At 36.4% G+C, this 11047-nt stretch carries 17 protein-coding genes and 1 pseudogene; 5 read left to right on the top strand and 13 right to left on the bottom strand.

The genetic code is table 11. The features are described from left to right. The 7 genes from KDE13_RS07910 to KDE13_RS07890 form a co-directional block, all read right to left on the bottom strand. Positions 1–238: hypothetical protein (locus KDE13_RS07910; RefSeq protein WP_212143428.1), on the bottom strand; the 238-nt coding region annotated here is incomplete at its 3' end. Continuing rightward, a complete protein-coding gene (locus KDE13_RS07905) occupies positions 239–655 on the bottom strand; it encodes a DUF5675 family protein (protein WP_212143426.1) in 417 nt (138 codons plus the stop codon). It abuts the gene before it with no gap. Then, complete coding sequence (locus tag KDE13_RS07900; protein WP_212143424.1) at positions 639–830, bottom strand: hypothetical protein; 192 nt, start codon at positions 828–830, stop codon at positions 639–641. Before KDE13_RS07900 ends, KDE13_RS07905 begins: the two co-directional genes overlap by 17 nt. Further along, on the bottom strand, positions 831–1211 hold the full coding sequence (locus KDE13_RS09605; protein ID WP_229204404.1) for a phage major capsid protein: 381 nt from the start codon (positions 1209–1211) through the stop codon (positions 831–833). It lies immediately after the preceding gene. Further along, the gene (locus KDE13_RS09600) at positions 1189–1719 is read right to left on the bottom strand and encodes a hypothetical protein (RefSeq protein ID WP_229204403.1); all 531 of its coding nucleotides are present in this window, start codon (positions 1717–1719) and stop codon (positions 1189–1191) included. Before KDE13_RS09600 ends, KDE13_RS09605 begins: the two co-directional genes overlap by 23 nt. Then, positions 1719–1910 carry a hypothetical protein gene (locus KDE13_RS09595; protein ID WP_229204402.1) on the bottom strand — a complete coding sequence of 64 codons (192 nt, stop codon included), beginning with the start codon at positions 1908–1910 and terminating at the stop codon, positions 1719–1721. The genes KDE13_RS09600 and KDE13_RS09595 overlap by 1 nt, the downstream gene beginning before the upstream one ends. Before the next feature lie 24 nt (positions 1911–1934). Beyond that, positions 1935–2477, bottom strand: coding sequence for an XkdF-like putative serine protease domain-containing protein (locus tag KDE13_RS07890; RefSeq protein ID WP_229204401.1), 543 nt, complete (start codon positions 2475–2477; stop codon positions 1935–1937). 149 nt (positions 2478–2626) lie between these two features. Between KDE13_RS07890 and KDE13_RS07885 the strand changes: the two genes are divergently transcribed. From KDE13_RS07885 to KDE13_RS09585, 5 genes are all read left to right on the top strand, one after another. Beyond that, on the top strand, positions 2627–3499 hold the full coding sequence (locus KDE13_RS07885; protein ID WP_229204400.1) for a phage portal protein: 873 nt from the start codon (positions 2627–2629) through the stop codon (positions 3497–3499). A 255-nt stretch (positions 3500–3754) separates the two neighbouring features. Continuing rightward, a complete protein-coding gene (locus KDE13_RS07880; RefSeq protein WP_212143423.1) occupies positions 3755–4081 on the top strand; it encodes a competence protein CoiA in 327 nt (108 codons plus the stop codon). Between the two features lie 9 nt (positions 4082–4090). Beyond that, positions 4091–4402, top strand: a complete 312-nt coding sequence (locus KDE13_RS07875; protein WP_212143421.1) for a hypothetical protein — start codon at positions 4091–4093, stop codon at positions 4400–4402. After that, a complete protein-coding gene (locus KDE13_RS09590; protein WP_229204399.1) occupies positions 4402–5154 on the top strand; it encodes a terminase large subunit domain-containing protein in 753 nt (250 codons plus the stop codon). Before KDE13_RS07875 ends, KDE13_RS09590 begins: the two co-directional genes overlap by 1 nt. After that, the gene (locus KDE13_RS09585) at positions 5087–5956 is read left to right on the top strand and encodes a phage terminase large subunit family protein (RefSeq protein WP_229204398.1); all 870 of its coding nucleotides are present in this window, start codon (positions 5087–5089) and stop codon (positions 5954–5956) included. The genes KDE13_RS09590 and KDE13_RS09585 overlap by 68 nt, the downstream gene beginning before the upstream one ends. 2 nt (positions 5957–5958) lie before the next feature. Here KDE13_RS09585 and KDE13_RS07865 read toward each other — a convergent pair whose 3' ends face one another. The 6 genes and pseudogenes from KDE13_RS07865 to KDE13_RS07840 all read right to left on the bottom strand — a co-directional run. After that, positions 5959–7641 carry a hypothetical protein gene (locus KDE13_RS07865; RefSeq protein ID WP_212143411.1) on the bottom strand — a complete coding sequence of 561 codons (1683 nt, stop codon included), beginning with the start codon at positions 7639–7641 and terminating at the stop codon, positions 5959–5961. After that, on the bottom strand, positions 7628–7885 hold the full coding sequence (locus KDE13_RS07860; protein ID WP_212143409.1) for an ABC-three component system middle component 6: 258 nt from the start codon (positions 7883–7885) through the stop codon (positions 7628–7630). Before KDE13_RS07860 ends, KDE13_RS07865 begins: the two co-directional genes overlap by 14 nt. Continuing rightward, complete coding sequence (locus KDE13_RS07855) at positions 7875–8402, bottom strand: hypothetical protein (protein WP_212143408.1); 528 nt, start codon at positions 8400–8402, stop codon at positions 7875–7877. Before KDE13_RS07855 ends, KDE13_RS07860 begins: the two co-directional genes overlap by 11 nt. Continuing rightward, positions 8389–8580, bottom strand: coding sequence for a hypothetical protein (locus KDE13_RS07850; RefSeq protein ID WP_212143406.1), 192 nt, complete (start codon positions 8578–8580; stop codon positions 8389–8391). The genes KDE13_RS07855 and KDE13_RS07850 overlap by 14 nt, the downstream gene beginning before the upstream one ends. Before the next feature lie 96 nt (positions 8581–8676). After that, positions 8677–8877, bottom strand: a complete 201-nt coding sequence (locus KDE13_RS07845; RefSeq protein WP_212143404.1) for a hypothetical protein — start codon at positions 8875–8877, stop codon at positions 8677–8679. A 157-nt stretch (positions 8878–9034) separates the two neighbouring features. Continuing rightward, positions 9035–11047, bottom strand: a pseudogene (locus tag KDE13_RS07840) (hypothetical protein); the annotation flags it as partial.

The raw sequence follows: 11047 nt of genomic DNA, 5'->3' as shown, positions 1-11047 counted from the left end.
CTTTTATGGCTTGGTTTTGAGAAGCGAGAGTGGCATCACAATGGGCTAGATTTGCTTTTAAAGTAGCCTTATCGGTCGTTAGCTCCTCCGCTTTTTTAGTTAGATCTTCATTGCTTTTTTCTAAAATCTCATTTGCCACCGCAAGAGAGCTTATTTTTATTCCTGCACCGATTAATGATATGGTTAAAAATCCGCATGCACCGATAGCATATAAAAAAGGCTTGCTAAAGATACTCATTTATATGCCTTTGTTATTTACGATAACAACTTTAAAATCGTTATCGCGGGTTAAATTTATAAGCTCTTTTAACTTGTCTCTGCTTTTTAAAATACCTACTTCGTTATATTCTGTGCCTATTAAAATACAGCCTAGCGTATCCTTTGGATAGTTGCCGCCGTGTATTAGAATACGGCGTTTTTTACTTACCGACTCATTAAAAAGCAGCGGTAGCTCTCTTTGAAAGTCCGGGCTAAAAGACCATGTAGCCGTATATGTTCCTGCAGATATTCTTTTATCTTGATTTGGCGTAGTTGTATCCTGACCTGCCTGCTCAAGAGTATAACCGCTTAACAAAACTTCACTACCTTGCATAAGTTTAAACTCACCGATCGTGCCGTCATTTATATTTTTAAAGCACTTAATCGTTAGCTTCATCTTCTTTACTTTCGTTCGTTTCTTCTCTCTCGTCTGCAACGGGGGTAAAATCTATCATCCCCTCGTTTAAATATACGCTCGCCTCTTCATCGCTAAGCCGTACGCTCTCGCCCTCTTTTACAAAGCTGCCTTTTATGCAGATGTTTTTAGTCGCGATATACTCCATTTTTGCCATTTAAGCTTGTTTCATATAGCTAACCCATTTTTTGATGACTATCTCGTAATCAACATATAGGTCAAAGACGTATTTTAGTGCACGCTCCTCCGCGTCATACCATCTGTTGCGGCGAATATCAAGCACCGTGCCTAAAACTAAATTTTTAAGCGGAGTAGCCAGATACTCTCCTTTTGGCATTAAAGGCGTTACCTCAAGCGGTACTCCTAAAATTTTATCCGCTCCGCCTTGTATTAGATACGTCGGAGAATTTAACGCGGCAAGTTCTTTGTTATACTCCTGTGCGTCAGCCGGGCTGATAAGGATCACCGCTTGGCTTAAAATATCAGGGTGTAAAGAAGCTACAAGCGCGATTAGTCTATCTTTTATCGTTTGACGCATAGGTTAGTTTTGTGGCCTTGCTAGAGTCTTTTGCTACGGCAACCCAACCCTTATGAAGAGTCTTAAAGCTGCCGTCATACGTATCGCTTTCTCCGATAAAGCCAAACAGCGCAAGATCGTTACCAAAAGCCTTTGCAAAGCTCTCAAACGTCTCGCTTTCAAATTTAGGGTTTGATTTGTTGTCCTCTAGCACATCTTGAAGTATGCGAGCAAAGAGCTGAACGCTTTTTGCGTCAAGCTTTGTGCCGACTTTATTAAGTGCGACCCTTTGGTTATCGTTTGGTTTATCTCCGCTTGACACACGCACTAAAATACCATTAGCTACATCCCATGCGTCAAGCTCTTTGGTTAATCTACCCATCTTTTCGGTGTGAATTTTTTGCAAAAAGCCGTTATTTTGCTTGATAACATCGACAAAGTTATGCACTTGCTCGGGCGTAAGTGCACCTGAAAGCGTAACGTTAGTCGCATTCATACTCGTTTTTAAGATCTCATTTAGTGCGTTCATTATAGTATTCCTTTGCTTGGTGAATTTTCTTGTTTTTTGATCGTCTCGTCTTGTTTTGATTTGCTAAGCTCACACGTGATCGCCTCAAGCTTTGCGGTTAGTTCGCCTACTGATTTTTCAAGTGCCTCAAGCTTTGCCTCGCTTGTGCTTATGCCCGCTTTTACAAGCTCCTCTACCTTGTTTTCATCCATTGTCTCTCCTTTGTTTTTTGAAGTTTATTTTTTTAAATTTTCGCTTGAGCCGAAAAACTCTTTTAGCACGGCCATTACGCCGCCTTTGGTGGTGTCGGGCTCGGCACTTTTTATAATGCCGCTTCCATACATTGATAAGCCCGTTATTGCTCCGTTTTTTACCATCTGTTTTAGATCTTCATCTTCTAGCTTTATGCCGACCGCCCATGCTCCGATCTCGCTAAAAAACTCATCTTTGCTTTTTACTATCCAGCTTTCGCAGATATAGGCATTTGTGATGTTAAAATCGTGATTTACGTCAACGCAGTATCCAAGATCCGCTCTTTTCATAAAGTTATAAGCGGCTTTTTTTATCTCGTTTGCATTTGCACAATCTCCTTGCGTATCGACTTCGTCAGGCACATACACGATCCCGTAAACTACGCCTTGCTCATCATCGCTCTTTTTAAAATCGACTCGTAAAAGCTCGTTAAAATTCTCATTTTTGTAAATGATCTTTTTATTGTTCACTCCCGCACTAACAAGCGAGATTAGTTTTATTTGCATATTTGTGATCTCTTTACTCATCTATTACGCTCCTTTAAAATATTGCGTGCATTTTGGCAAAAAATAAAATTTTAAAAAACCTAGATATGACATATATGTCGTATCTAGCTAGAAAACAAAAAATTTTTATCATAAAATGGCGTTTTTGAAATAAATGTTTTAGGATATATATGCAAGTAATTTTTAAAAGCGTAAGCGATAGTGTTCAATTAACCGATGAGAGCAAAGACGGCGGCGGACTTGTCGAGCCGTTTTTCGGCTTTGATATGATGCTTGATCTGTTTTATGTAAATACCTATCATCGTCGCGCCATACAGCTAAAAGCTTCTCTTCTTTCAAATATACAGGACGGATCAAAGCTTGAAAGGCAAGGCATGACGCCAAAAGATTTTTTATACGCTTTTATACTAAATCTTGAAATTTTCGGTAACGCCTTTATGGAGATCGCCGGTAAAAACATCTATTTTTTACCTAGTATCGAAGGGCGCGTAAATGAAAATAGAGAGGTTTTTCAACTAAAAGACGGCCGTAAAATAGTGCTAAACGCAAGACATCTATATTACTATTCGTCGCGCAGTAGGTATTACGGCGAGCCCGATTACTTAGGCACTCTTTTACCGCTTTTAACCAATCAAAAAGCCGACAGCTTTAATAACGCTTTTTTTGATAATTCCGCACGTGCGGATACTGCGGTTATATTTGAAAACTCAGAACCCGATGAGATGCAGCTAAACGCCTTTAAAGAGTTTTTCGGCTCAAATTTCAGGGGTACAAACAACGCTCATAAAACGCTTATATTAACCGCAAATGGAGAAAACGCAAAGGTTCGCATCGAAGATCTAAGCAAGGTGCAAGATATTAGCTTTGAAAAGCTTAAAAATTTAAACCGAGACGAGATCATCACCGCTCACGGAGTGCCGCCAAGAATGATGGGCGTAATAAGCTCGGGGCAACTTGGCGGCGGAAGTGAAGTTATAGGACAGCTTCATAGCTTTAACGAGCTAACTATCATACCAAAGCAAGAGCAAATAGAGTGGTTTTGATAGCATCGGCTTTCCTATAAAGCTAAAACCTCTTGACGTAAGCAGCTTTAAAGACGACGGAGAGCTGGTAACTTCACTGGCACAAAGCGGTATTTTAAGCCTAACCGAAGCACGCGGAATATTAGGCTATGCAAAATAAAGCGTTTTAAGACGTTTTGGCATTAAGGACGATAAAAGATATTAATAAAATATTCTCGTCGTTTTTGAAGCCGTTTTGAAGATGGTTTTAAATACAAGTAAAGGAGTAAAAACAATATGGATGAAATTTTAACCGAAATTCGCAGATATAATAAACTTAAAATGATAACCGATGATGAGATTATCCCGTATGTCGAGATGACCGATTTTGAGATAGCAAAATTTAGCGTGGATTTTAAAAACCTGCTAAAAGCGAGGGTATTTTACACCATCGTGCTTTTAGGGCAAAAGCTTTGGCTAAAAATTCAGCAACGAGCAAACGAATACGACGAAAGCTTAGATACCTTTAAAGACGTTAAACAGTGGGAGGAGTATTGGATGGATAAATTTTATAAGCTTATTACAAAGAAAAATACCGGCGGATATTTTTACGCCGCAGTTTAAGGAGAGAGTATGGAAGTAGAAAATATCACAACCGAAAAGCAGCTATTGGCCCTTTGTGAGAGCCTAGTTTTAAAACATGACGATGATTTTAAGCTATTTATATCCGAACGAAACGTGCTTAATCACGTAGAGTATAAAGCCGTTTTAACCGTTATCGTGCCCATAGCAAGCGGTGAGGCGGTATTAAAAGAGCTTATGAGCTTAACTCCACTTTTAAATTTTAAATCATCAAGCGTGGACGCCACCGATGAGAGGGGCGTAGATATATTAAATTTTGATTTTACACTTTGCTATTTTAACTCCGTTTGCATGGATGAGTGATGGCATACTCAAAACAAAACAAAGAACTTATTTTAAATTTACTAGCTAGCGGCTACTCCGCCGTAGAAATTTCAAAAGAATACGGCATAAACGGTGCTACTCTCTCGCGTTGGAAAAAAGAGCTAAAAAGCGACGACGCTCCTACGATCCAAAATTTAAAGGCTCAGATCGCAGCGCTTAGCAAGGGTAAAAGCAGCTATAGCAAAGCCAAACAAATCGCCATGCTTAGTGCATCTCTTTCAAGGCTTGAAGTCGTAAAAGCAAAAGAGCAAAAGGTAAAAAATAAGAAAAAGCCGGCAATTTTGATGAACTCGGACTATGAGAGCCTAAAGCAAATCGTGCTAAACAAAGGTGGACTTTATGGGTATCAAAAGGATTTTATAAACGATACCTCGCAGTTTCGCATCGTGCTAAAATCTCGTCAAATAGGCTTTTCATACGCTTCAAGCCTCGATGCGTTACTTGGAGCCGTCGCGGGACGTAATCAGCTATTTTTAAGTGCAAACGAGGAGCAGGCTAGAATTTTAATGAACTATCTTGACGGCTGGGCGGCGAAATTTAACATAGCTTTTGCTAAAAACAGCGAATATGAAAAAAGCCTTGATAACGGTGCGGTTATCCGCGTAATGGCTCATAACTTTAGAACTGTGCAGGGTTTTACCGGCGATATTTGGATGGACGAGTTTGCATGGTATCCAAACCAAAAGCGTATCTGGCACGCATTCGTCCCAAGTATCGGAGCTAGCCGGTAGGCTAACCATACTTTCGACGCCGTTTGAAGAGCATAGTCTTTTTCACGAGCTTTTTAGCGACGAGGTAAAATACTATATGTTCTCTCGCCACCGAGTAGATATTTATAGAGCAATAGAGGACGGACTAAATTTTGATCTTGAGACGATGCGGGATTTGTTTGACGCCGATACTTGGGCGAGTGCCTACGAGTGTCAGTTTATCGACGATGAAAACGTGCTTTTAAGCGTCGAGCTTATAAAAAGCTGCGTGGGCGACTACCGCGTAACCTTGCCATCTAAAAATACTCCGCAATACGCAGGATTTGACGTGGGACGCACAAAGGATAGAAGTGCTCACATAGCCGTTTTTGATGAAAATGGCGTAAAAAAGCTAAGTGTGTTTGACGTGATCGCCAAAGCAAGCTTTAAGGCACAAGAAAATCTACTCATCGACTTTTTGCGTCTTAATCCTTTGGCTATGCAAAAGATAGACAAGACGGGTATAGGCATGAGCGTAGCCGAAAAGGTAAAAAGACGCTTTCCGTCACGTACGCAGGGAGTGTATTTTACGGCTATTTCAAAAGAAGCTATGGCTCTAAATTTAAAAAAGCACTTTGAGGATAAAAGCATAATCATACCAAACGATCCCTCTCTCATCGCCGATCTTCACGCTATCAAGCGAAAAGCAGAGGCAAAAAGCTTCACATACGATAGCGACCGAAACGAGCACGACCACGCGGATAGGTTTTGGGCTTTAGTGCTTGCATTAAGCTATTTTGAAAAGGTTAGGGATAAGAGAGGAAAGGCGTATATTATTAAATAAAATTAGAAACTACCCAATAGCTTATCTTTTTCAGATAAAAATTTAATTGTTTTACTTTCTATTTCTTTCATATCTAAAACTGGTGCTATAACATCATCTATTGATGTTATAATAACTTGTAGCCCTTGATTAGATAGTTTTTTAATGGCCTCAAATGTTCCTTTTTGCCATTCGTTCTTGTCGCCGTCAAACGGGCTATCAAATGCTAAAAAATGAAAGAAATTATCATTTTTGTACATTTCTAAAAGTGCTGCAGAAAAAATAAAACATAGTAATTTTTTTATAGTTTTGCCTTTTTCTAAGTCATTATCAAAGCCTTTTTCTCCTGCTATTTTTAAATCAAATTCTATGTTATCTTCCTTGTTAAACCCGACCGAAAAAGCAGCATCTTTACCAAATACGATAGCACTATATTCACTTATTTTTTCTTGTATTTGTTTTATAAAAGAGGTTTTTACAAGCTCTTTATTCCTTTCAATCACAAGATTTAGGCTATTCTTTTGTGAAACTATTTCTGCTTTTTTATTGTCGATAAGATTAAATTTATTTAGTCTGTTGTTATGTAAACCAATCTCTATTTTTAGATTTGTTATCTCTTCTTGAAGTTTTTTAAATTTATCCATGCTGTCTGTATTTTCTAGGACGGATAAAATTTGCATTCTTTTCTTGTTAAGCTCCATTAGGCTAGAATCTATATGTTCCAAATCTTTTTCAAATTTTATTTTATTTTCACTAAAGGTTTTTGCTCTTTCTTCTGCTAGCTGTTTATTAAAATCTATGACATTTTGATAGTTTTTTCTTAGCTCCTTAGGAAACAATACTTCCATTTCTTTAAAGAGAGCCTCCAAATCATCTTCCTTAATGACTATATCCTGCTTTATAAATTCATCTATATAGGCAATCTCTCTCATAATAGAGTTTCGCCTTTTATTTAATACAGACGTGTCTGTTTCTATCTTGTCCACAAGCTCTTTGCTAATATTTTTTTCAGATAGATAAAAATCAAATTTCTCATACATCCCGTCCTTTTCTTTTAGGCGTCGTTCATATATTACTAGCTCTGCTTCAATCTGCTCTTTAGTTGTATAGTCCCCTAAATCTTCCTCGAGTAAAATTATTTCTTGCTCTGTTTTTTTTATATCATTTTCTATGTCATATTTTTCTTTTATGTTTTTGCCTTCTATAGAAAGCAAATTAGCAACGATTGGCTTAAAATTTATATCTTTGTCTTTTAAAAATTTATTGAGCCTAAAAATATCGCTTTGGTTATCCTGATCTCTTAAAAAATATGACAAGTATCTTCTGAAGTTATCAACTTTAAAATTCAATATAGAGTCTAGATACTCTTTGATAGTATTTATACCGCCTATTTTGTCAAAATTATCACAGTCTGATAAAAGCTCGGGGGCCTGCGTTATTTTTATGCCTATATTAGCCCTACCTTGCGTAGGTCGTTTTATGGTTATATAGCAATCTTTAGATTTTAATTCCAAATAGAAAATGAAATTTCTAAAATTTTCTCTATCGAATACGCCTTTATCCTTTTTTAATAAACAAAAGTCTATTAAAGCAAATAGCGTACTTTTACCTACACTATGATCGCCGCTTAATATAAAATTCATATCATCGTTAAATATTATCGGCTTAAAAATTTCACTATTTGCATAAATTTTAGATAGTTTCATGCTTTACCCTTATGAGTTCATCATACTCTTTAATATACTCAATTTGTCCTAAAATAAATAGAAAATTTAAAGCACACGTAAAATCTGCTTGCTGAATATTGTTTTGCCTTTTTATCTCTTTGTATATAAGACCTAGTTTTGTTCCATACTGCGTATTTAGTCTTTTTAATATTTCTTTTGCTACAACTAGCACACTTCTTTTTATATCTTTACTTCTATGCGTCTTTATATATCTAGTTTCCATTTTTTTCACCGATATAGCAGTATCTATATAAATAAAATATAATAAGCTGCATTACGTCTTTAATGTCATTATCATCTATACTTGATGTGTGCTCTTGTATAATCTGATTAAAAATATCGGGATTTAATCTATTAGAGTTTCTATTTTTAAAAGAAAAAATACTCATTCTGATACTTTTTGCTGCCTTCTCTATATGCTTTGTTAAATTATTGTCTTTAAAAAAATCGTCTAAAATCGCAAGCTTAGTTTCTTCTTCTTTTATAAATTCTGTATAAAATAGTTCTAGTTCGTTTATTTTGTTTTTAACATCTATATTAATAAAGTTGTCGTCATATTCTATCGCCAAATTGCTTTCAAGCTTACTTAATAACCCTATAATTTCTTTTGCATTGGTCTCGCAAATGTTTGATAATCTCCCTATGTCGATATTTATCTTTATAGTAATACTGTTTATAGTTTGACTGCCTCCTACTACAATATTACTATTTGTATTATTTGAAATATTATTGTCTAACATTATTGTTTATATTCTGATCGCCGTTGATTACGATATTGCTATTTGTGTTATTTAAAATGTTATTATTGCCGACATTTGTTTTAGACGTCTTTTTATATGCTTTATAGGCAACAATAACACCTATTACTGTGGCAACAACACCCACAATCACAACAATATCCATAATTGTAAAATTCATAAAAAGCCTTTAATATTTTTGCGGATTATATATCATTTCCTATAAAATCAAGGTAAAAAATGAGAATTTTTATATTTTTAAATCTGCTTTTAAGGTCTACTTAAAAATAATTTTTATATCTTTTGCTATCTCTTTACCTACGTTTACCGCTAGCTCATTACTTACACGATTTAAACCACCGCTTGCATATATATCCCATGCTTTTATTAGATATGGATTTGCCTTTATGCCGGGATGATTTACCTTTTTACCAAATATTATGCCAGCTTTTTTATTAGCCGGAGGTCGAGAGTTCAAGTCTCTCTCTTGACACCAAATTTTAACTTCAAATTCTTATAAATTTCAGACTTTTATCGTTTTTAAAATTTTATTATTGTGTTATTAAATGTAGTATTTTTATATTATTTATATCTGTTTTGAGATTTAAAAACAAGGGGATAGCTCCCCTTGTTGATTATAGATCGACTCTTATATCGTCATCTATTTGTATAACAACTGTCTTGCCGCCAGACATAGCCGTATAAGATGTATAGCCATCACTTGACTCACCTTTAGTCCAAGTCGAACTACCTCTACCGGTTTCAAGTTTAACACTATCACCGACGATTCCATCTTCACTAGTAGATATCTTTAAGATGTTATTATCATCTGTTATATCAAGCACATCTTGAGCACTGATTTTGATAGTATTAGCCTTACCATCAGCAGCTAATGAGATCTCTTCTATATTGTTAACACGATTACTTATATTTGTAAAATCTACAGAGCTTTTCGCTTCATGAAGAACCAAAGTATCGTATCCATCTCCACCATCTATATTGGCTATTGTATCTTTGCTATTATATACAGTTACGGTATCGTTTCCAGCACCAAGATCAATTTTGGTTGATGCTACACCAATACCACCTCTTATACTCAAAGCATCGTCTCCGTCGCCCATATATATCTTGTTACCTAAATTAACACTACCACCGATAATTAATGTATCATTGCCAGCACCGGTATCGATAGTAGAATCTACAACTTGATACTTGATATTTATAGTATCATCTCCAGAGTGAGTGGTTATAGAAGCATTAGCTTGAACAGCACCGTCTATGTTTATAGTATTATTGCCATCGCCTAGATCTGCATTAGCGCCACCACGGAAATTTTCCTTAACATTAAGGACGTCATCGCCAGAGCCAGTGGTTATGGTAGAATTGACAATATAGTTACCCACGCTTATAGTGTTATCACCATCTCCTAGATCTATTCTAGATCCATCTATATTTGTTCTAACACTAAGGATATCATCGCCAGAGCCAGCTTTTACTTCAGCACCAGCTGTAATATATCCATCAATAATTTTTGAATCAGAAGTGCCTACTATTAGTTTATTATTACCTTCGCCTAGATCAACTTTACCCTTACTTAGATTTGTTCCGATAAATACCGTATCATCACCACCATAGGTGTTGATGATTGAAGGCTCTGTACCACTTACATATGTATTAGTAATAATCATATCATTAGCATCGCTTGTTAGATAGCCTTTATCAGCAGATGTAGTCATTTGGATATTTGAACCGCTATGATAGGTATCATACGTTATAGTTCGATCTTTATCAAAGCCTGAATTCATATGTCCACCATCAGAATATACTCTCTCTAGCATAGCGATACCAGATTGAGAGACATTACCAGCTGCATCGACCATGAAAATTTGAGCATTTCCATAAAACGAAGGGTGCCAACTTCCTTTTTCATTTAAATTTAGCGTATATGTGCCATTAGCTTCGCTAGCATCTACCCGAAGTGTTTCGCCCCTATCATTCTTATATGTTAAAAATACCTTAGCACCCTCTTCGCCTTTTAAGGTTATAGTGCTATGCTTGTAGCTTGTGCTATCAACTACTATATCCATATGGCTATCTAGTGTCATACTTACGCTCTTTTCGTTGCTTACAGAAACGCCGTTGTTTTCGATCTTAGCGGTGTATGTATAGCTACCATCAGCAGAGATGTTGTTTGTAAAGTTATACGTAACACCATCAGTTGATGTAAGTGTGCCATCTTGAGTAGATGCTACGACTTTACCATCTGAACCATATACAACTAGATCATATCCGCTAGGTAAAGCAGACGATAATTTTACACTAGCCTCTTGGCTGGCGTCGTTGGTTAAATTTTTAATGGTTGAGCTAGTATCTGTTTCGTCTTTAGTGATGTCGCCAACATATCTGCTTGAATCAAAATCATGACATAGTCCTTTATTTTCAAAATAACTTATCATGCTATCAATTTGTGCTTTATCGTCATCTATAAAGCTCATAGATTCTATCTCAGGAATTACCGCCTCTACTTCTATACTTCCGGTTGCACTCTCACTCTCATTACCAGCCATATCTACTACTGTAGCCGTTACAGATGTTTTACCATCTTTAACTGGAATTTCAATCTCAGTGCCATTAGCTTTAACATTACC

Origin of the sequence: Campylobacter anatolicus (assembly GCF_018145655.1) — a bacterium.
Classification (GTDB): domain Bacteria; phylum Campylobacterota; class Campylobacteria; order Campylobacterales; family Campylobacteraceae; genus Campylobacter_A; species Campylobacter_A anatolicus.
Note: the sequence above shows the minus strand (reverse complement) of the source record. Positions and strands in the feature narration are given on the sequence as shown.